The following is a 21,454-nucleotide window of genomic DNA, read 5'->3' as shown; positions in this document are numbered from 1 at the left end:
GTTCTGAGATTAAGCGCGTGAGAACTAGAGCTTAATGCCGAAAAGTGTGCGCGGTTTTTGGGCGACATCCCGTTCTAACTTTTGATTGAGACGATTTCAGGTCGATTTGACCTGAAATCATCCGGCCCTAGCGGTAACGCTTCCGGGAATGAATCAGAGCGCGCGAAGGGTCCAGTCGACGATCTCCCCCGTCACCTGCGCAGCCGCACTGTCCAACGCGCGGACGAAGGCTTCGTTCTGCGCCGCGGCCACGGGAACGGACTTGCGGAAGACATTCTGCGCCCTCACAGTCCCATTGCGGTCATTGAGGATCTTGGCGGAAATCTCGACAACGGCTGATCTTGTGCCGGCCGAAACGATTTCAAAGGATCGGATATCGGTCACGATCTGATAGTCGATGGCCAGCCCCTGCCCTGGCATGCCGACGCCGCCGAATTTGCCGGAGTTTTCGAAAGCCTCAACCAGTCTCGATTGCATCAGGCGAGGAAGACTGTCGCTCCATTGTGCTCTCGAGAGATACTGGATCTCGGATGGAGAGGTGCGCACCACGATCTGCTCGCTGTTCAGCGCCTTCAACGCAGTGGGCGTGGGAATCAGGATCTGGCGGTTGCGGGCGGAGGGACCTTCCACGCTCGCCCTGGCGGTGAGGTCGAATGTGTCTCTTTTGGCGGCGGCTGTGCCGCAGCTGGTCAGCGAAATGGTCAGCAAGGGGAATACTACCGCTGTCCTCAAAATCATCGACGAGCGGCGCAGCACCGGACCCGATACAATCATAATATTATCCCCATTATCGCCGCGTGCGGCCGTCATATTCCTTGACCGTCTCCCCGCCGAAAAGCAGCCTCTGCGGATTGCGATCGAAATTACTAATAGTATTGTTTAGATTGTCCACGGTGCGCCGGGCATCGTTGACGAGCGTCTGCACGTCACGCAAGCCACCCCCCGAAAATCGCTGTAGATTGTCGGCAATCGGCCCGATCCTCGCATTGAGGTTATCGGCCATTCTCTTGAAGGACTCGAGCGTCGTGCGCGCCTCGGTGAAGAGCGATTGCGTATTTTCGCTGCCGAGGAGCGAGTCCACTTTGACCAGGATGCCGTCGACGCGTGTGGAGGCAGCATTTAGCTTGCTGGCGATCTGCGTTACGTTCTGGATCGTCTGGTCGATATCCTTCTGGCGTGTGGAAACCGTATTGGCGACATCACGGATGGAAGCGACAGCCATACGGGCATCCTTCGTCGCCTGGGAGATATCGTCGACCGTGCCCCTCACCTTCGCAGGATCGATCTGGGCCACCAGAGTATCGACGCGATCCAGCGTGCGCTGCGCATTCTGGCCAAACTGATTGAAGGTGCTGGTCGCCTGCTGGAAACTTTGAATGGCGCCCTTGAGATCGCCGGACGCATTGGCGATATCCGAACTGACCTTTTCCGCATTGCTGACAATGTGGTCGATCTTCTGCGGATCGACGGCTCTGACCAGCTTCTCGATGGCATCGACTGTTGAGTCGACACGACCGGAAACACGGGTAACGGTATCGGAAAGCGTACCGACGCTTTTAAGGAAAGCATCGATACTGCCTGAATTGGCAGCCAGCGCATTCGAGAAGGTTTCGGCATTCTTCAGCGTATTGGTAAGAGGACCGCGCGCGTCCTGAACGAAACCCTGAATCTGTCCGACAGCATCGTTCGCCCTGTCGAGAATCTTGTCGGCGGTCGCGAGCAGATTCGTGACACTCGACTGATCCGCCACGAGAACCGCCCGCTTTCCGGTCTCGAGCGACCGTTGCAGGATATTCTCCTCACCCGTTCGTCCCCCTGAAAGTTCAATATAGGCCGCGCCGGTAAGGCCCTGGATTTCGAGCACGGCACGTGTCGAGGGGTAGACCGGCGCGTCGGCGCGCACCTGGGTGAAGGCGAGAGAATACTGCGGGTCGTCGGCGTCGATTGAAAGCGTGCGTACAGAGCCCACCTGAATGCCGTTGAAGCGAACCGGCGAGCCGACGCTCAGACCGTTGGCAGAGCCGGGAATGCGGATGATCAACTCGGCCATGGGACCGCCGCGACCGTATTCTGCCATCCAGTACACGAAGCCAAAGGCAGCCGCGATGACGAGAACGGTGAAAAATCCGACGATCGTGTAATTGGCTCTCGTTTCCATTGTCTCTCGTCACTTCTCGCGCATGTCTTCAGCGCGCACTCCGTTACCGGTACTGCCGTTGCCGTTCGGCACAATCGAACGTGCTCGTTTACCACGGAAATAAGCCTTTACCCACGGATCGTCGCAGGCGAGCATGTCATCAATCGTGCCTTCCACCAATACTCGCTTCTGTCCGAGCACAGCAATACGGTCGCAGACCGAAAAAAGACTGTCCAGATCGTGTGTTACCATATAGACGGTGAGACCCATAGTGTCCCGCAGCCGGGCGATCAGTTCGTCGAATTCTGCCGCTCCGATCGGATCGAGACCGGATGTGGGCTCGTCCAGGAAGAGAAGATCCGGATCGAGGGCAAGCGCGCGGGCGAGTGCCGCCCGTTTGATCATGCCGCCGGAAAGTTCGGACGGATATTTGTCCGCCGCGTCAGGCGCCAAACCGACCAGACGAATCTTCAGATGCGCAAGCTCGTCCATGACCCATTTCGGCAGGTCCAGATATTCCCGCATCGGCACCTGGATGTTTTCCTTGACCGTCAGCGACGAGAACAACGCACCCTGCTGGAACAGCACACCGAGCCGCATGTCGAGCGCGTTGCGATGTGGTTCGTCCAGTTCGTCGTAATTAGCGCCTAGGATTTTGATCGTTCCGGACCGGCGCGGCAGCAAGCGCAGCACCGTTCGCATCAGGACGGATTTGCCTGTTCCGGATGCGCCTACGAATCCGAGGATTTCACCGCGGTAGACATCGAGGCTCAGTTTGTCGAGAACCACCTTCGAACCAAAGCCGACGGTGACGTCACGCACGGACAGGACGACGTCCGCATGGTTCTTCCCGTTGCTTTCCGGCTGCTGGTCCACTCTGTCCGATCCCTCAAAAATCAATGGCTGCGTAGAACATCGCAAACAGCCCGTCCATCAGGATCACCACGAAAATCGACTTCACCACGGATTGGGTCACATGCTGGCCAAGTGACTCGGCACTGCCGCCGACCTTCAATCCCTGCACTGCGGCGACAATGCCGATGATGAGCGCCATGAACGGCGCCTTGATCATTCCGGCAAGAACCGTCGACAGGGTTATAGCCTCGTGCAGGCGCGCGAGAAAGTTAGCGAAGGTGATGCCGGAATAGCCCCAGGCCACGGCCGCTGCGCCCGCAAGTGCCGCAAAATTCGCAATCACGGTCAGGAGCGGCAGCGCGACGGTCAGCGCCACCAGGCGCGGAAAGATCAGCACGCCGACTGGATTGAGGCCCATGACCTTCAGCGCGTCGACCTCTTCGCGCATCTTCATGGAACCGATTTCGGCGGTGATCGCACTGCCGGAACGTCCGGCGATCATGATCGCAGTCAGTAGCACCCCGATCTCTCGCAACTGCAGAATGCCGACCAGATCGACCACGAAGACTTCCGCTCCGAAATATCTGAGCTGAAATGCGCCCTGCTGGGCAATGATCGCGCCGATAAGAAAAGACATGAGCAGGATGATCGGAACGGCCCGCACGCCCATGTGGTCGATCTGATTGACGATCGAGGCCGGGGAAATGCCACTGCCGCGCCCGAACTTCATCTGCGCGCCGCGGACCGCCGAGCCGAGGATATACATGCCGGCGACAAGATTGTCCCACAGGTCGTAGACCGATTCGCCGATCGGCGCGAAAATCCGGTCGATAATGCTGACCTTGGGCTTCTGCTCGGTGTCGGTCTTCTTCGCCGTATCAGCAAAGACCTCCAGCAGCTCGTCGACCCGCTTGCTGGATCCGGTGAGCTTGACCGTCTTGCCCTTGGATTCCTGATCCTTCCTCAAACGGCTGATCAGCCAGGCGCCCGCCGTGTCGATTTCCGAAATGCCGGAAAGATCAAGTGTCAGATCGCTCTTGCCGTTGCGCTTTGTAAGTTCTTCGAGCGGCCGCAGGACCTTGTGAATATCCGCGCTGCGCCAACTGCCTTCGAGATGAGCCACGGGACCGGAATCATCGGTCCGGTCATCGACGTGCAGAGAGGCGGCGCTGGAATTTTCGGAGTTCAAAACTATTGTATCTCTCAGGACTTGCTGCAAACGCACCGACTCTGGAATCTCTCCATCTGCTCGGCGCGTTAATATAACCGAGCCGCCTACAATTTCCATGCTTTTGGGGTCGCAAAATATGCTGCGTTACATCGATGCACAGATGTCTTCCTTTCCGATCGCCGGCTCGTTCACGATCTCGCGTGGCGCCAAAACCGAGGCGGAAGTCGTCACCTGCACGATTGCCGAGAATGGCGTCCGTGGTATAGGCGAATGCGTGCCCTACCGACGCTATGGCGAAAGCATCGAAGGCGTGCTGGCCGATATCGAGGCCATCGCTCCGGCCATTCGGTCCGGACTGACGCGGGCCGAATTGCAGAAGGCGATGAAGCCGGGCGCTGCGCGCAATGCCGTGGATTGTGCGTTGTGGGATATCGAGGCGAAGCTTTCCGGAATTGCGGTCGTATCGCGCATCGGCATCGATGCGCCGAAGTCCCTGACGACCGCCTACACGATTTCGCTCGGTGAACCGGAGGTCATGGCCGCTCAGGCGCGTGATCACGCCGGGCGCGCGCTCCTCAAAGTCAAGGTCGGAACAGGTGATGACGAAAGCCGAATCCGTGCCGTGCGCGCTGCCGCACCCCACGCCGAGATCATTCTTGACGCCAATGAGGGGTGGCCGGAGGATACGCTTTCCCGGCACCTTCATATTGCCGCCGAGGCCGGTATTGTTCTTGTCGAACAACCCCTGCCCGCTGGAAGGGATGCGCGTCTTGCGGCCATCGATCGGCCGGTGATCGTGTGCGCGGACGAAAGCGTTCATCATACCGGTGATCTTGCAAGCCTTCGTGATCGCTACGACGCGATCAATATCAAGCTGGACAAGACCGGCGGCCTTACAGAAGCGCTTTTGATGAAACAGGAGGCGCAGCGGCTCGGGTTCCAGATCATGGTCGGCTGCATGGTCGGAACGTCGCTCGCGATGGCGCCAGCTGTCCTTCTGGCGCAGGATGCGGATTTTGTAGACCTTGACGGCCCGCTCCTGCTTGCCCGCGACCGCCAGCCCGGCCTGCGCTATGCCGATTCGCTCGTCTTTCCGCCGCCAGCCGATCTCTGGGGTTGAAGATAGAAGGCGATCATGACGAGCGCCATCCCGAACAGGGCGACCAAGGCCATTGCATAGTAGCTCGCAAGTCCCAACCGCGCATAGAGATACCCCGAGGCGACAGTCATGAGGCCGAGGAACATGCCGTTATAGAAGAAATAGGCGCCCTGCGCGGAGCCTTCCTCTGATTCATGCACCGCCTCGACGATGCGCCGTTGCATGCCGACATGAACGAAGGCGTAGGTAAAGGCGTGAAAGCACTGCAGCAGGAAATAGCCGGCAAAACCAAGCGGCATCGGAAACAATATCCAGCGACAGACACACACCGCACAGCCAAAGCGGATCATCGTCCAGGCGCTGAAGCGCCGTGCAAGGAACCGTGCCAGAAAAAATACCATTACCTCTGAAAGAACGCCCGCGCTCCACAGGATACCGACCGCCGTGCCGGAAAAGCCGATTTCGTGCCAGTAGATGGACGAGAATGTATAAAGCATGGCGTGGCTGGACTGCTGGATTGCGACTCCCAGCAGCAGAACGAGGAGATGCGGCTGGCGCAGCGAGCGTGCCGGTCCAGTCAGATCGACCGCCTTGCCATATCGACGCGTCGGCCCGATACGTGGACAGAGCGTCGCCATGATGACGGTCGCGATGAAACCGAAGACCATGACCGGCAGGACCATATGTCCTCCCCATCGACCGACGAGCCAGCCACCCAGGAGCGTGGCGAAGATGAAGGCGATCGATCCCCAGACACGCATCGAGCCATAATCGAGGCCCCAACGGCGCACACCCGAGATCGCGATGGATTCCACGACGGGCACATACGGAGCATAGGTGGCCCCTTGCAGGCTGTAGATGATCAGGACCGGCCAGAAGTTGCTCGTCCAGTAAAGGGCGATGGCGGTCAGGAGAGACAGGCCGCTCGACCAGAGCAGCACATCCGCCCGCTCCTTTATCCGGTCCGCGTACATTGCAACGACAGGCCCGACCAGGACACGGACCACCATCGGGACGGCGAGGATCAAACCGATTTCGTGCTCGTTGAAGGAACGCGTCTCGAGCCAGATGGGAAAGAACGGCAGCACGACACCGCTCACAATGAGCGGAGCGCAATAGGAAAGCGCAGTCAGGAGTTGGAAACGCGGAGGCGCGTCGCCGCCTGTCGCGACGTTATTCGCGATATTCATGAGTCGACCTGAAGGAAACTGAGGGTTTCCTATCACATCAACCTATGCGCGACCATCAAAGCAGATGGCGCTGTAGGAGATTTGTTGAAAAAATCGGCGATTGTCGCTGGCTTGCAACGACACCAACAGAAAACTGGTAAGATTCAGAACCGCAAAAAGCGTCTGCTCAGATGGAAGCAGTTCACGCGGCCTGCGGCGCCAATTCCTCGTCATCCGTTTGATCAACGAGGGCAAGAGCGGTTTTCGGGCTCATGATCGTGCGCCACGTCAGCAATTCGAATGTGCCGTCGTCGTGCTCTGCGATCGCCGTGCAGCTTTCGACCCAGTCACCGGTGTTAATGTAGCGGATGCCTTCCATCTCCTCGATGACGGCATGATGGATATGACCGCAGATGACGCCGTCGGCGCCATTGCGCCGAGCCTCTTCGGCCACCACCCGTTGGAATTCACCGATGAAGTTGACCGCGTGCTTAACCTGCAACTTGGCCCAGGCGGAAAACGACCAGTAAGGCATGCCGAGACGGCGACGCACTGCAGCAAGCCCGACATTGATCATGATCGCCATATCGTAGGCCCAATCGCCGAGATAGGCGAGAAGACGGGCATTTCGCACGACGACATCGAATTCGTCGCCGTGCAGAATGAGATATTTTCTGCCGTCGGCACCGTCATACATCATGCGCTCGGCGACCTCGATGCCACCGAAATGGGTGCCGGGAAAATCACGGAGGAATTCGTCGTGATTGCCGGGGATGTAAACGACGCGCGTGCCCTTGCGCGCTTTGCGCAAGAGCTTCTGGACGACATCGTTGCAATCCTGCGGCCAGAACCAGCTCCGCTTCAGTCGCCAGCCGTCGACGATATCTCCGACGAGGACGATGGTATCGGCATCATGGTAGCGCAGGAAATCCAGGAGGAAATCGGTCTTGGCTGCCTTCGAGCCGAGGTGCACGTCGGAAATGAACAATGTCCGAAAGCGTCGGGTTTCCATGTCCTCATTCACGAACCTGATGTTCGTGCCCTATCTATCCCTTTGTCGTGGCTTTCCAAAATCAGACTCGTGTTTCAGGAAGATGACAGAATCGCTGAGACCAGGCTGCAGAGCCGTTACTGCAGCGATCGGAATCAACTATTTGATGCAGCGATGGCGAGGTCGTGAAGCTCGTGATACCGAGTAGTTCGGCTTACTATCGTTGCTGCAGGTGCGCCGCGCCAGGCAGACGTTAGGCTTCTCGTGACATCTCGTGATACCTGGGTGCTATCCCCTATTGGTCCCCAATTCCTCTTGTTCGCGCCGTTTGGGCCGGCGCATGTTCGGCATCTTCGGATTTTTGCTGCGACATGCATTTCCGTACTGTGCGGTTCGGGCGATTGATGTATGCAGGGACTTTCACGACTGCGCCGCGCACTCCGTCCGGACGCGCAAAAGACGCAGCAATATACTGAATCTGCGTAAGTGGAGGTCGGCTATGGACAACAATGACAGTTTGAAGGCGCAAACTAATCTGACGAGCGCGGATCTGGACGAGCAGGCGCTCTATTTTCACCGCTATCCGCGCCCCGGCAAACTGGAAGTCCAGGCAACCAAGCCGCTCGGCAATCAGCGCGACCTCGCGCTTGCCTATTCTCCTGGCGTTGCAGCCCCCTGCCTTGCCATCCGCGACGATCCCGAAACGGCGGCCGACTATACGTCGCGCGCCAATCTTGTCGCCGTCATCTCCAATGGAACCGCCGTTCTCGGCCTTGGCAATATCGGTCCTCTCGCCTCCAAGCCCGTGATGGAAGGCAAGGCGGTCCTCTTCAAAAAGTTCGCTGGTATCGACGTCTTCGACATCGAACTCGATGCCCCCTCGGTCGAACAAATGGTTTCGGCCGTTGCCACGCTGGAGCCGACCTTCGGTGGAATCAATCTGGAAGACATCAAGGCGCCGGAATGTTTCGAGGTCGAGCAGCGCCTGCGCGAGAAGATGAAAATTCCCGTCTTCCACGACGATCAGCATGGAACTGCGATTATCGTTGCCGCCGCGATCCTCAATGGCCTGGAATTGGCCGGCAAGAAGATCGAAGACGTCAAGATTGTCACGTCAGGCGCCGGTGCCGCTGCGCTCGCCTGCCTCAATCTGCTGGTGATCCTCGGCGCAAAGCGCGAAAATATCTGGGTCCATGACATCGAGGGGTTGGTCTACGAGGGCCGGACCGAACTGATGGACAAATGGAAGGCCGTCTATGCGCAGAAGAGTGACATGCGCACGCTTGCCGACAATATCGGCGGCGCCGATGTATTTCTCGGCCTTTCCGCAGCCGGGGTCCTGAAGCCAGATCTGCTCGCGCAAATGTCCGAAAAGCCGCTCATCATGGCGCTCGCCAATCCGACCCCGGAAATCATGCCCGACCTCGCGCGCGCCGCGCGTCCAGATGCGATGATCTGTACCGGCCGTTCGGACTTCCCGAACCAGGTCAACAATGTTCTCTGCTTCCCATATATCTTCCGCGGTGCGCTCGACTGCGGCGCAGAGACCATCAACGAGGAAATGAAGATGGCGGCGGTCCGCGCGATCGCGGCGCTGGCGCGCGAGGAGCCATCGGATGTGGCTGCCCGCGCCTATTCCGGCGAAACACCTATCTTCGGACCGGACTACCTCATTCCTTCGCCGTTTGACCCACGCCTGATCCTCCGGATCGCCCCGGCGGTGGCGAAGGCTGCCGCGGAAAGCGGCGTGGCGCGGCGACCGATCGCGGACTTCGACGCCTATCTCGATCAGCTCAACCGCTTCGTCTTCCGTTCCGGTTTCATCATGAAGCCGATCTTCGCCGCCGCCAAGACGGCAGAACGCAAGCGCGTCGTCTTCTCCGAAGGCGAGGACGAGCGCGTCCTGCGCGCCGCCCAGGTCTTGCTTGAGGAAGGAATCGCAAAACCAATCCTGATCGGCCGCCCCCAGGTCATCGAGACGCGCCTGAAGCGATATGGCTTGAAGATCAGGCCGCATGGCGACTTCGACGTCATCAATCCGGAAGACGATCCGCGCTTCCGCGAATATGTCGATCTCTATTTCTCGCTTGTTGGCCGCCGCGGCGTCATTCCCGAAGCGGCTCGCACGATCGTTCGTACCAATACGACCGTTATCGGCGCCTTGGCTATGCGACGCGGCGAAGCCGATGCCCTCATCTGCGGTCTCGAGGGTCGTTACGAGAAACACCTGCGCGACGTCGGGCAGATCATCGGCAAGCGCGAAAACGTCCGCGATTTCTCCGCTCTTAGCCTGCTGATCTCCCAGCGCGGCGCGACGTTCTTCACCGACACCTATGTGACTTTCAATCCGTCCGCAGAGAGCATAGCCGAGTCGACGGTGCTCGCTGCTCAGGAAGTCCAGCGTTTCGGTATCACCCCACGTGCCGCGCTCGTCTGCCACTCGAATTTCGGTTCGCGCGAATCCGAGAACGCCACGAAGATGCGCAATGCGCTGGAACTCATCCGCAAAGCCGCACCCGATCTGGAGGTCGACGGCGAGATGCACGGTGACAGCGCTATCTCCGAGAGCCTGCGCAAGCGCGTCATGCCGAACAGCACACTCTCAGATGAAGCCAATCTGCTGGTCTTTCCCAATCTCGACGCGGCCAACATCACTCTCGGCGTCGTCAAGACGATGACGGATGGCTTGCATGTCGGACCGATCCTGCTCGGTGCCGCCAAACCGGCGCATATATTGTCGCCCTCTGTCACCTCGCGAGGAGTTGTCAACATGGCCGCTCTCGCGGTGGTAGAGGCATCGCATCCGGATTGAGCCGTAGGTAGTTGGTGTGACGCAAAACAGGACACATGCTGCGCGTCACACCCTTAGATTATTAGGGGTTGAATCGCATTAAACTCTGAATTGCTCTAGACGTTCCCGTTCCGGCCATCGATAGTCGATCCCTATGAATGCTCAGGGTTCAGAAATGGCCGGAAGACACGCCTACTTTGACATGCTTGATTGGCTCGATGCGCAGTATCCGGCCGATCCTTATGAATTTTTCCGGCGGATGCGCTCGGCCTACGGGATCTCTCATCTCTTTTATGCGGACGCGACAGTCTTTGCCCGAACTGTCCATCTGCATCGTGCCCATCACACGTTGACGGCCTCGCAAGAGCGCGAAGTCGCAAGCCTTGATCGGGTGGTATTGCTTTCGGTGCTCAGAACCATACTCGGCACGGTCCGGCCGCTGGAACATGGGACGCTTCGCAAACGCCTTCCCCTTGCCGCTCCCCTTTTTCACCTCATCGAAGCACTCGGGCTGCCGGTAGAAGGGATATCCTATCCATTGGTGTCGACGGCTGGCCGCGCGGCCGCACTTTCGATCACCATTCCCACGTCGCATGCTGATCTCGCGAGCTATCTTAGATGCTATGGCCGCGACATTCATACGCTCTCGGCGCTCTTCCATGCAGGACACGTCGATACCGAGCATAGCGCACCGGCCGACGATAACCCCATATCTCTCCTCACCCCTCGAGAACATGAGGTGCTGCGCTGGTCCGCTGCCGGCAAGAGTTACTGGGAGATCGCTGTCATCCTTGGTATTTCCGAGCGCACCGTACGTTTCTTCATGGGCAATGCCCGGCGCAAGCTTGACGTCGTGTCCAATACACAGGCCGTTGCGGAGGCCGTCTGGCGCGGTTTCCTCCCCCAAGCCTGACATTCGTACATAACTAACAACATAATAGTGTCGCGTATACTGTCGCTAGTGACAGTTTAGGAGGCCTGCTCCTTTTGCCAGTCTTCTTCGGCCAACCCGAAGGAGACTGCCATGATCAAGCTTTTCAACGGAGTGAACCGCCACCAGCACCCCGGCGCAATGGACGCCATGTTTCGGCTCCGCAAAAAGGTCTTCCACGACCTTCTGAAATGGGATGTTCATGTCGAGGACGAATGGGAGATCGACGGATATGACCGGGCCAATCCGATCTATGTGCTTTCCCATGCGCCCCGCACGGGCCGCCTGCGCGGCGCGCTAAGATTGCTTCCGACACTGGGTCCCAACATGCTGGATGATACCTTCCCGATTCTGCTTGGCGGCAAGCCGGAGATCCGCAGCGAAACGATCTGGGAATCCAGCCGCTTTTGCATCGATCCCGAGATTTCCCAGGACCGCGCCTCCAACCAGGTGACGATTGCCGCCGCCGAGCTCATGTGCGGCGTCGGCGAACTGGGTCTCGCCTCCGGGCTTTCCCATATCGTCACGGTGACGGACGTCTTTCTCGAACGTATGTTCCGGCGCATGGGATGCCCGGGCGAGCGGATCGGCGATCCGCAGAAGATCGGTTCCGTCCACGCCGTCGCCATCGCCTGGGAAGTCACGGAGGATCTTCTTGAGAGAATGAAGTCCGTCGCCGAGATCGAGGGGGAACTGCTCGCAAGAGAGACGACACTGGAACTCGCCCGGGCAGCATGATCAGCACAGCCGGCGAGCGTCCGTCGTGGACATTTCTCGCCGGCCGTTCTAATTTTTTGCAAAGGCTTGTTAAGGCTGGAGCTGTATACGATAGCCAACTTAAGTCTTGATGCCCCGTGAGCCGGCTGGAACCTTTCGCCGGTCGCCTGCGAAGGAAGAAACAGTGAAACGCCGGAGCCTTTCCTTTCTTCTCGTCCTGCCCCTCCTTGCAGCACCCGCGGCAGCGCAGACAAGCGCGCTCTGTGACGATCTGAGGGCGCGTCTGGCGGATCTTCGCGAAGTCGTCGGCAACAATCCCGAAACGCGGCAATACGCAAATGCAATCGCCCAGCAGAACCTCGAAATGCGCAAGGTGCAGAACGATCTGCGCGATTACGGCTGCTCGGGCGGCAGCTTCGTCATTGTCAACGGCGAGAACGCCCCAATGTGCGAGGAACTGCAGGCCGCACTTGATCGCATGCGCGACAATATCCGCTACCTGATCGACAGGCGGAACCAGATCAATCTGACCAGTCGTCCGGATGACGGGCTCCGGCGCCATCTGCTCGCCTCGCTGGAGGAAAACGGCTGCAATGAAGCCAGCATTGTGACGCCCGATGCACTCATTGACCCTGACCGGGACATCGGCCGACGGATGCCGCAGGAGACTTTCATTCCGCCGATGGGCAGTGATCCTCGCGACATCGGGAATTATTCTGACCCACGCGAATATCCCGCCGATGTCAGCACCGTCTGCGTGAGAACCTGTGACGGCGGGTTCTTTCCGCTCTCATCCCATGCGGGGCCTAATGATTTCCAGCGGGACGCGGAAACTTGCGCACGGATGTGTCCGGGCGTTCAAACGGAGCTTTTCTATCGGGTCCTCTCCACTCAGGAGGCGGACGACATGGTTTCGGTTTCGACCGGTGCCCCCTATAGCGCAATGCCCAACGCTTTTGCCTATCGAAACCGGCCTCCGGGAGAAAAATCGTCCTGCACCTGCAATTTCTCGGCCTATTACGAGCAGTTGCGGCGCAACGGCGAACAGGCGTCGACACCGGAAAGTTCGGTCACCAGGATAGAAACGAAGAAATCCCAGCCGACGTCGACCACGGCGCTCAATTCGCCAGCACCGCCACCGGAGCGACCTTACGACCCGGCAGCAAACAAGGTCCGCCAGGTCGGTCCACAATTCCTCGACGACGCCCAAGGGAAGATCGACCTGAAAAAACCGGCCCTTCCCGGCCCGCAGCCGCAGCAATAGAGCAGTTCCAGGAAAAGTGCGAAGCGGTTTTCCGTCCGGAATTGCGCAAAAATAAAAAGTTAGAGCGGTTCTGCGCCTCCATGAAAAGCTGAAACGCTATAGGCAAACAGCTCAGGGAGTGTTTCCCCAGCGCTCGCTGAAGACCAGTTCTTCGAGCGGCAGACGTTGCCGCCAGCCCTTCACTGCCAGTTCCGGTTCGCTGTAAAGCTTATCGACATATCCAACACAGAGCCAGGCAACAATCTCGATCCTTTCTGGAATGCCGAGGATATTACGGATGTCGCTGTTATGAAAAATGCTGACCCAGCCAACCCCAACCCCTTCGGCGCGGGCCGCCAGCCATAGGTTCTGAATGGCGCAGACCGTCGAATAGACATCCATGCGCGGATTGTGGGTCCGCCCGATCACGACCTTGCCGCCGCGATCCGGATCGCAGGTGACGCAGATGCTGAGCGGCGCCTTGCGGATGCCTTCGAGTTTCAGGGAGCGATAGGTCTCGCGCCGTTCTTCCTCGAACATCAGCGCCGCCTCGCGGTTCGCCCGGTCGAAGGCCTGCCAGGCTCTCTCACGCACGTCTGCATCGCGCACGAGGATGAAGTTCCATGGCTGCATGAAGCCGACGGAAGGTGCGTTGTGCGCCGCCTGGAGAAGCCGGTTCACCAAGTCATCGGGCAAGGGATCAGGCAGGAACTGGTCACGGACATCCCGCCGTGTTTCAATGGCGTGGTATACAGCCTCACGTTCAGTGACGGAAAAAGCTTCCGCACGGACAAGAAAGTCCGCAGATTCTGGTCGCATCGTCAACTCCCCAACAATGCTGACCTCCCCGCCGTCCACGCGGGTCAGCCTATCTCGCCAGGCCGGTCTTCTGACTAGGCTTCCTCTGCCCGCCGCTGCCTTCCCGGTTCAGGAACCAGTGGCAACCATCTGAAAAGAGCTTGAGAAAGCTCAATCCTGCGGCAGGCATCCGCCATACAGCGTTGGGCACGTTCCGGATTTTCACCGGATTCCCGATTCTCCCGCTTGCGCGGGCACCTGACCCCACCGGTATGCGCGATGCGCTCGCAGAAAGCAAGCGGATCGCAAGGCGCCGGCCGAGGCTCACGTCATCGGTGTGTGGCCGTCAAGAATCGAGAAGAGCGCTTCATCGCCCATTTCCCGTGCCACATGCTTCAGCGAACGGCCGGATGTATTCCTGATCGTGGGATCGGCACCTCGCTTCATCAGGAAATGGATTACCTCGAAGCGGCCGTTGAGAACGGCAAAGCCGAGCGGAGTGAGCCAGTCGCGATCCGGATCCGCTCTGCCGCTGGGCCGGAAGCTTCCAAATGTTCTCTCCATCAGTGACGGATCGGCGTCAAGCAACGCAGTGAGCTGATCCATCATGCCATAGGCAGCCGCAGCGAAGATATCGAGCGACTGATCTCTAAGAAAGTTGACCATGTCCGGCTGGCCGTTGTACTCGGCCCAACCAATCGGCGGCGCATAGTGGTAAGGATCGCGGATTTTCGTATCGGCGCCATGCTCGATCAGGAGCTTTGCCATCTCGATATGGCCATGCAGGGCTGCCTCATGTAGCGGCGCTCGGCTCGTCATGGCGTTGACATCGAAACCGAGCGTCAGCATGCGTCTGACCGGTTCGAAAGCGTTGTCGGCGACCGCTTCATGCAGCATTGCTGGATGGACGCGTTGCATCTGCGCCGGACTGGTGAGCTCCCGCATCATCCCGACCACCTCTTCGATCGGAAGTTCCGTATTCATGATCGAAATATGGAGCTGGTCTTCTGGCTTCAGTCGGACCGCAACTGCTCCCTTTCTCACGAGATACAACGCCAGCTCCCGGTCGCCGCCGAGCTGGGCCCATTCGAAAGGCGTCCGTCCGTTGACCGGTCTGATGACATCGGCGCCGTGTTCAACCAGCAGCCTGACGCGCTCGGGCATGCGTTTTTCCAGTGCCCAGGCGAGCTGGTAGTCGAACACGGTCTGCGAATTCTCCACGAATTTTCCGTCTGTCCGCACCAGCCAATTGTTGCGATGCTGAGCCGAGAGCCCGTATTCGAGAAGCAATTTCAAACATGAATTATCCGGTTCGAACATGCGATTATAAAGCGCCTGGCTGTCGTTCGGATCGGCACCGGCATCGAGCAGATGCGCGCGAAAGCGATGCAATCCGGATGTTCGGGCTGACGCAGCTTGCCCGCTTCCCCCTCGCCGAAGGCGCCAGTTAGCGCCGTGAAACGATATTGTCCGTCATCGAGGTAGAAGGCGTTGGGACTGGCGCCGCGTTCGATCAGCAGTCGTGCTGCCGGAAGGCTTGAGCGACCCGGCACACGCGCATAGGCGGCATAGAGCAGCGGTGGCCAATCATAAGGTCCGCCCTTGCGGTCGAGAAGCTGCGGCTGGCGGTCAAGCCAGCGGGCAACGCGCGTGGCGTCGCCGATGGCAGCCGCGACATGAATGTTCTCGTCCGCAATGACGGGGTGGTCCTGCAGCAGGCGGAGAGCTGCCTCGAAACGGGCTGGATCGGCGGAAATGCGGGCGAAATAGGAAACCGTCGCAAGCGAGAGAAAGTGATTGGCGAGCTGATCGCGCGGCAGTTCGTCGGGACTGATCCTGTCGAAATGGGCCTTGAGCTTGGTCCAGCTCGAAAAGCCATGTTCACGGGCGATGACAAGCTGGACGTCCTGCAGTCCGACGTCCTCGATTTTGGAGAAATAGGATTCAACGCGAGCGCGGGCCGACGCATCACCGGATTGCACGGATCGGAGGAGAAGTTTCGCCTTTTTTTTAGGGATTCAATGCTGGCGCTCGCGGCAGATGGGCGCGTGGTCATGACGACCTCCTTTCGTTCACGTCCGGTATCCGCGCCCACAGACTGAAAAGAGGTGTGGCAGTCTATAAATTCAACATCAGGTGGGCTTTGCCCTTCCCGCGGATCGGATGCGCCCTGCGAACGGTCAATTCCTAACGAGGAAAGCTGTCACTGTCCAGAGAGGTCATTTCTCGGGCGCGTATCGAACATAGGCGAATTCGTCACCGTCCGGTGACCAGTTCGGCACGTTGATCGTCCCCTGCCCGCCGAAGAGCTCGAACAGCGTCGTCAGATTGCCCCCATCCATATCCATCAGGCGCAACCGCACATGGAGATCGCGCGGATGGTCGAAGACATCGGGGTCATAGGAGATCAGCACGACCTTCTCGTTCCTGGGGCAAGGATGGGCGAACCAGTTGCCGTAGTCGTCATGGGTGAGCTGTTGCAGACCGCTGCCGTCAGGACGGATGCGCCAGATCTGCATGAGGCCAGTACGACTGGAATTGAAATAGATCCACTCCCCGTCCGCAGACCAATCGGGGCCATCGTTGCGGCCTTTGCCTTGTGTCAGCCGCGTCTCCTCGCCGCCATCGATCGAAATCGTATAAATATCGAAGACCTGATCACGGATGCCGCAATAGGCGACGCGCTGCCCGTCCGGAGACCAGCCGTGCCAATAGGAAGGCAGGTTTGTCGTCACCTGGCGTGGCGTTCCGCCCGCAGCCGGCAGCACGTAGATGCAGGACTTGCCGAATTCCGTCTTGTCGGAAATGGCGATAAGCGTGCCATCCGGCGAGATGCCATGATCGTTGTTGCACAATCGCGCGAAGCCGGTATCGATGAGCACCGGCTCTGGATCGCCTTCGAGGGCAAGACGATAAAGCAGCCCATCGCCGTTGATGAGCAAAAACCGGCCGTCGCGGGAAAAATTCGGGGCTTCCACGAGCCGCTCCGTCTGCCAGACGATCCGGGAACTGCCCGTAGGGATATTGTAGATCTCGACCGAACTGCGCATTGCTCCCCCAATGTGCCCGATAGGCGGTAGACTTACCGATCCCGGAACCGGTTGGTGATCGGATAGCGCCGGTCGCGGCCGAAATTCTTCTTGGTGATCTTCACGCCGGGCGCCGACTGCCGCCGTTTGTATTCGGCGAGATAGAGCAGATGCTCGACACGATGCACTGTTGCAACATCATGACCGCGCGCAACGATCTCATGGACCGCCATCTCTTTTTCGACAAGGCATTCGAGAATGTCATCAAGCACGGGATAGGGCGGCAGCGAATCCTGGTCCGTCTGGTTCGGGCGCAATTCCGCCGACGGTGCTTTTTCGATGATATTGTGTGGGATCACCTCACCCGACGGGCCGAGCGCGCCTGGTGGCACATGCGCATTGCGCCAGCGCGCCAGCGCGTAGACCTGCATCTTGTACAGGTCCTTGATCGGATTGAAGCCGCCGTTCATGTCGCCGTAGAGCGTTGCATAGCCGACCGACATTTCCGACTTGTTGCCGGTGGTAACCACCATCGAACCGAACTTGTTGGAGATCGCCATCAAGATAGTGCCACGTGCGCGGCTCTGCAGGTTCTCCTCGGTAATGCCGCTGTCGGTGCCTTCGAAAAGGTCCGAAAGCGCCGAGCTGAATCCCGTTACCGGTTCCTCGATCGGTACGATATCGTAGCGGCAGCCGAGAGCGCGCGCACAATCGGCGGCGTCCTTTAGTGAATCACTCGAAGTATAACGATACGGCAACATCACCGTACGGACGCGCTCCTCACCGAGCGCGTCGACCGCGATCGCCGCGCAGATCGCGGAATCGATGCCGCCGGAAAGGCCCAGTACGACAGTCTTGAAGCCATTCTTGTTGACATAGTCGCGGAAGCCGAGCAGGCAGGCGCGATAGTCCGCCTCCTCGCGTTCGGGAATATGCGCCATCGGGCTTTCGGCGCAGTGCCAGCCATCGCCGTTCTTCTTCCAGGTCGTGACCGCCACCGCCGTTTCGAACTGGCTCATCTGGAAGGCCAGCGTCCTGTCGGCATTGAAGGCAAAGCTCGCCCCGTCGAAGACAAGTTCGTCCTGGCCGCCGAGCTGGGCCGCATAGATCATCGGCAGACCGGTCTCGATCACCTGCTTGAGGACGACCTGATGACGCACGTCCACCTTGCCGCGATAATAGGGCGAACCATTCGGCGACAGCAGAATTTCGGCACCGCTTTCGGCTAATGTCTCGCATACGCCGAGCTCGCCCCAGATATCCTCGCAGATCGGAATACCCAGCCGGACGCCACGGAAATTTATCGGACCCGGCATGGCGCCCTGGTCGAATACACGTTTCTCGTCGAATTCGCCGTAGTTCGGCAGATCCACCTTGTCACGGACGGCGATGACCTTGCCGCCGTCGAGCACGGCGATGGAATTGTAGCGACCACTCTGATCCTGACGCGGAAAACCGATAACGACGCCTGGTCCCCCATCGGCGGTGTCGGCGGCGAGGCTTTCGACTGCTTTCCAGCAAGCACGAATGAAAGCCGGCTTCAGTACCAGGTCTTCCGGCGGATAACCGGAGATGAAAAGCTCGGTCAGCATCAGCAGATGCGCGCCCTCGCGCGCCGCATCAGCACGTGCCTCCCGGGCCTTGGCGAGATTGCCGGCAACATCGCCGACGGTTGGATTGAGCTGTCCAACGGCGATGCGAAGGGTCTGAGCGATCGAGTTTTGTTCTGTCATGCCATTCATTTAGCTCTAGCCGATAGGCTCCGCAATGATCTGCGCGCAGAAATAGATGGGCTGGTGTCGAAAGAAAACAAGCGCGATGGCATGAGTCGGTGGAACCGGCACGGTTCATCCCGCATTCATGACAGTAATGTGACAATTGCATGAAATTTCTTTAAAGACCGGAGAAGCCGTTGGCCGCACTGGTTTGGAAATTTGTACCGTTTCGCGGATCGGCTATCTTCTTTCTCAGTACACAGGAAGGAAGCTTTTCTGCCCGTGCCGCACGTGGGTTGTGTAACTGTCTGATTTCGTTGCTACTCGCGCTCGGGACCGTGGTGGCTGTGGAGTGGGTCGCCAGCGGCTCCTTTGTAAACGTCCGAGATTTTCTGATATCTCCCATTCGCCCAGGCCTGACGACAGTCGGCGTTCTCATGCTCCTGATGGTCCTGCTGGATGCGCTTTCTGGCCGCGCTTACCTGTCTGCGCTTGCTCTTGCTCCGCTTGCCGCCGTTCCCGCCTTCGTGTCGAGCCAGAAGCAGCTCTACCTTCCCGACCCGCTCTATCCGTCCGATTTTCTCTTTACCGGACAGATCCTGCAGTTAATGCCCGTGATCGTTAGGGATCGTCCCTGGTTTTCGACAATGGTTGTGGTTGGCGTCGTCGCTCTCCTCGTCGGTCTCGTCTTCCTCTGGCGTTACGCGTGGCGGCATTTTCCAAGACTGACGTGGCGTGCGCGAGTGGCGCGTCTTTTGATCTGTCTGCCGGTCCTGGCGGCCTTCGTATCGCTCGTAAGCGATTATTCTCAATATTCCTGGATCCGCGACCGGCTGCAGGTCGTTCCGATAATGTGGGACCAGAAGGAGAATTATCGCCAGAACGGTTTCATCATGGCCTTTTCGCTCAACCTGCCGATGGCCCATGTAACCGCGCCCTCCGGATTTAATTCCGAGGCCATCGACGCTATCCCGGCACGCAGCTACGGCTATCCGGCGGGACCGGACGAAAAGCCGGATGTCATCATGCTCATGAGCGAATCTCTTTGGGATCCGACCCGTCTTGCGACGGTTAAGCTGACGCCGGATCCGATGCCGACCATACGCGCATTGCAGTCTGGCTACGTCTTTTCACCGGAATTCGGCGGAATGACCGCAAACGTCGAGTTCGAGGCGTTGACCGGCTTTTCCAACGCTTTCCTGCCCTATGGCAGTATTCCCTACCAGCAATATATCCGCCATTCGCTGCCGTCTCTTGCGACTTTCTTTCGTGGCCAAGGCTACACGACACGATCCATTCATCCCTTTACCGGATGGTTCTGGAATCGCAGCGAAGTCTACAAGGATTTTGGTTTCGATGCGTTCCGTACCGAGGAAAGCATGCCACCGATGGAAAAACGCGGCATCTTTACCTCCGATGATGCTCTGATGAAGGAAGTCATGCGTGAAGGCGATGACGTTGATCGGCCCTTCTTTTTCTTTGCAGTAACCCTGCAGGGTCACGGCCCTTATGAACCGAACCGCTATGCACGCAATACAGTTGCCATCGAAGGCAATCTGACGGATGGCGACGGTGATGCACTCGCCACCTATACACAAGGTGTCAGGGAAGCAGACGAAAGCCTCAAAATGCTTGTTGACTGGGCTTCAAAGCGCAGCCGCGAGACAATCATAGTGCTCTGGGGAGATCATCTGCCTCCGCTGGGAAACATCTATCTTGACACCGGCTACATGCCTGAGCAGGTGGCCACCAGAAAGGCCCCGCTCGACGTCATGAAGCGCGAGCACGAGACACCGCTCGTCATATGGTCGAGCAAAAAGGGTATCCGCAGAAATGTCGGCACCATAAGCCCGGCGCTGCTGCCTTACCATGTTCTCAAATTCGCCGGTTACGAGCATCCCTTTTATACTGGTTTTCTTGGCCGCGTGCAGAAGAAGTATGCGATCCTCGATCGGTATCAACTCGCCGCACGCGATGGCAGCACCTCACCCGGATGGATTCTGCAGGAGAAGAAGCTCGATCCGCTTTTAAAGGATTATCGATACCTGCAATACGATATCATGTTCGGCAAACAGCATTCGCTGGAGCGCTTCTTTCCATCACATTATTGGCTGACGGATTCCGGCCTCTGACGGATTTCGCATTGCAATTTACCGGCGCAAAAGAATACTGGCGCGGAAAAGAGCTTGTTCGCGGAGTCTCCCATGTCCAGTTTCCCAAATTTCGCCCACATGCATTTCGGCAAGACCATGGAAGAGCTTGGAGATATCGAAAGACGTGTGCTGAAGAAGGCGCATGAACGCAAGGTCATCTCGACGGACATCAACGCCGCATTTTCCGCCGAGGCGTCTTTCGGTGAGCGGTTTGCCGACAAGATTGCGCGCGTTGGCGGTTCCTGGACTTTCATCATTGCCTTTCTTCTGTTTCTCGCTTTCTGGTGCGTGATCAATACCATCGTGCTTTTGACACGTGCCTTTGATCCCTACCCCTTCATTTTTCTCAATCTCGTACTTTCCATGGTCGCTGCCATCCAGGCCCCGATCATCATGATGTCACAGAACCGCCAGGCTGAACGTGACCGCTTCGAGGCTGCCAAGGACTACGAAGTCAATTTGAAGGCGGAGCTGGAAGTGCTCTCGCTGCATCAGAAGATAGATATGCAGGTTATGACGGAGTTGTCGGCTTTGCGCCAGGAAATCACACGGCTGAATGAGCTTCTTTCGAAGTCATGAAATGAATTGCGCGGCTACGCTGTCATGTCTCGAGCACGCCCGTCCCGCCGGACTGTAATGAAAAACGGGCCGGCTT

The 21,454-nt window shown here is 58.4% G+C and carries 16 protein-coding genes, 1 pseudogene and 1 riboswitch; of the genes and pseudogenes, 7 read left to right on the top strand and 10 right to left on the bottom strand.

Annotated elements, in window-relative coordinates; all coding sequences use genetic code 11:
- Positions 1 to 153: 153 nt before the first annotated feature.
- Genes AAE029_RS06025 through AAE029_RS06010 form a run of 4 tightly spaced genes read right to left on the bottom strand, consistent with a single transcriptional unit; the run spans position 154 to position 4,199 of the window.
- Positions 154 to 771 (bottom strand): ABC-type transport auxiliary lipoprotein family protein, encoded by a 618-nt coding sequence (locus AAE029_RS06025; protein ID WP_371072114.1) that lies wholly within the window; start codon positions 769 to 771, stop codon positions 154 to 156.
- Between the two features lie 16 nt (positions 772 to 787).
- A complete protein-coding gene (locus AAE029_RS06020; RefSeq protein ID WP_371071887.1) occupies positions 788 to 2,158 on the bottom strand; it encodes an MlaD family protein in 1,371 nt (456 codons plus the stop codon).
- Between the two features lie 9 nt (positions 2,159 to 2,167).
- The gene (locus AAE029_RS06015) at positions 2,168 to 3,034 is read right to left on the bottom strand and encodes an ABC transporter ATP-binding protein (protein ID WP_371072113.1); all 867 of its coding nucleotides are present in this window, start codon (positions 3,032 to 3,034) and stop codon (positions 2,168 to 2,170) included.
- The gene (locus AAE029_RS06010; RefSeq protein WP_371072112.1) at positions 3,027 to 4,199 is read right to left on the bottom strand and encodes an ABC transporter permease; all 1,173 of its coding nucleotides are present in this window, start codon (positions 4,197 to 4,199) and stop codon (positions 3,027 to 3,029) included. The genes AAE029_RS06015 and AAE029_RS06010 overlap by 8 nt, the downstream gene beginning before the upstream one ends.
- Before the next feature lie 100 nt (positions 4,200 to 4,299).
- Here AAE029_RS06010 and dgcA point away from each other — a divergent pair, with 100 nt between their 5' ends.
- Positions 4,300 to 5,283, top strand: coding sequence for an N-acetyl-D-Glu racemase DgcA (gene dgcA, locus AAE029_RS06005; protein ID WP_371071886.1), 984 nt, complete (start codon positions 4,300 to 4,302; stop codon positions 5,281 to 5,283).
- On the opposite strand, the gene AAE029_RS06000 is transcribed toward dgcA, so the two are convergent.
- Both AAE029_RS06000 and AAE029_RS05995 read right to left on the bottom strand, forming a co-directional pair.
- Entirely contained in the window at positions 5,235 to 6,452 is a 1,218-nt protein-coding gene (locus AAE029_RS06000; RefSeq protein ID WP_371071885.1) for an MFS transporter, read from the bottom strand. The two genes, dgcA and AAE029_RS06000, sit on opposite strands and share 49 nt — an antisense overlap.
- A 181-nt stretch (positions 6,453 to 6,633) precedes the next feature.
- A complete protein-coding gene (locus tag AAE029_RS05995) occupies positions 6,634 to 7,443 on the bottom strand; it encodes a UDP-2,3-diacylglucosamine diphosphatase (protein ID WP_371071884.1) in 810 nt (269 codons plus the stop codon).
- Between the two features lie 478 nt (positions 7,444 to 7,921).
- Between AAE029_RS05995 and AAE029_RS05990 the strand changes: the two genes are divergently transcribed.
- The 4 genes from AAE029_RS05990 (at position 7,922) to AAE029_RS05975 (ending at position 13,125) form a co-directional block, all read left to right on the top strand.
- Positions 7,922 to 10,234 (top strand): NADP-dependent malic enzyme, encoded by a 2,313-nt coding sequence (locus AAE029_RS05990; protein WP_371071883.1) that lies wholly within the window; start codon positions 7,922 to 7,924, stop codon positions 10,232 to 10,234.
- A 154-nt stretch (positions 10,235 to 10,388) separates the two neighbouring features.
- The gene (locus AAE029_RS05985) at positions 10,389 to 11,126 is read left to right on the top strand and encodes a LuxR C-terminal-related transcriptional regulator (protein WP_371071882.1); all 738 of its coding nucleotides are present in this window, start codon (positions 10,389 to 10,391) and stop codon (positions 11,124 to 11,126) included.
- A 111-nt stretch (positions 11,127 to 11,237) separates the two neighbouring features.
- Positions 11,238 to 11,882: an acyl-homoserine-lactone synthase gene (locus AAE029_RS05980; RefSeq protein ID WP_371071881.1), complete on the top strand. Its 645-nt coding sequence runs from the start codon at positions 11,238 to 11,240 to the stop codon at positions 11,880 to 11,882.
- Positions 11,883 to 12,045: 163 nt separating this feature from the next.
- Positions 12,046 to 13,125 carry a DUF2865 domain-containing protein gene (locus AAE029_RS05975; RefSeq protein ID WP_371071880.1) on the top strand — a complete coding sequence of 360 codons (1,080 nt, stop codon included), beginning with the start codon at positions 12,046 to 12,048 and terminating at the stop codon, positions 13,123 to 13,125.
- 111 nt (positions 13,126 to 13,236) lie between these two features.
- Here AAE029_RS05975 and bluB read toward each other — a convergent pair whose 3' ends face one another.
- The 4 genes and pseudogenes from bluB to AAE029_RS05955 form a co-directional block, all read right to left on the bottom strand.
- On the bottom strand, positions 13,237 to 13,923 hold the full coding sequence (gene bluB, locus AAE029_RS05970; RefSeq protein WP_371071879.1) for a 5,6-dimethylbenzimidazole synthase: 687 nt from the start codon (positions 13,921 to 13,923) through the stop codon (positions 13,237 to 13,239).
- Positions 13,924 to 13,965: 42 nt separating this feature from the next.
- Positions 13,966 to 14,179: riboswitch (cobalamin riboswitch) on the bottom strand.
- A gap of 47 nt (positions 14,180 to 14,226) precedes the next feature.
- Positions 14,227 to 15,958, bottom strand: a pseudogene (locus AAE029_RS05965) (ankyrin repeat domain-containing protein).
- 163 nt (positions 15,959 to 16,121) lie between these two features.
- Positions 16,122 to 16,952, bottom strand: coding sequence for a hypothetical protein (locus AAE029_RS05960; protein ID WP_371071878.1), 831 nt, complete (start codon positions 16,950 to 16,952; stop codon positions 16,122 to 16,124).
- Positions 16,953 to 16,984: 32 nt separating this feature from the next.
- On the bottom strand, positions 16,985 to 18,664 hold the full coding sequence (locus AAE029_RS05955) for an NAD+ synthase (protein ID WP_371071877.1): 1,680 nt from the start codon (positions 18,662 to 18,664) through the stop codon (positions 16,985 to 16,987).
- Between the two features lie 224 nt (positions 18,665 to 18,888).
- On the opposite strand from AAE029_RS05955, the gene AAE029_RS05950 reads away from it, so the two are divergent.
- Both AAE029_RS05950 and AAE029_RS05945 read left to right on the top strand, forming a co-directional pair.
- Positions 18,889 to 20,778 carry an LTA synthase family protein gene (locus AAE029_RS05950; RefSeq protein ID WP_371072111.1) on the top strand — a complete coding sequence of 630 codons (1,890 nt, stop codon included), beginning with the start codon at positions 18,889 to 18,891 and terminating at the stop codon, positions 20,776 to 20,778.
- Positions 20,779 to 20,850: 72 nt separating this feature from the next.
- Positions 20,851 to 21,378 carry a DUF1003 domain-containing protein gene (locus AAE029_RS05945; RefSeq protein WP_371071876.1) on the top strand — a complete coding sequence of 176 codons (528 nt, stop codon included), beginning with the start codon at positions 20,851 to 20,853 and terminating at the stop codon, positions 21,376 to 21,378.
- Positions 21,379 to 21,454 lie beyond the last annotated feature (76 nt).

Source organism: Sinorhizobium sp. CB7, assembly GCF_041357635.1.
Lineage (GTDB): Bacteria > Pseudomonadota > Alphaproteobacteria > Rhizobiales > Rhizobiaceae > Rhizobium.
The sequence above is the reverse complement of the archived record's forward strand: the minus strand, read 5'-3'. Positions and strand labels throughout refer to the sequence as shown.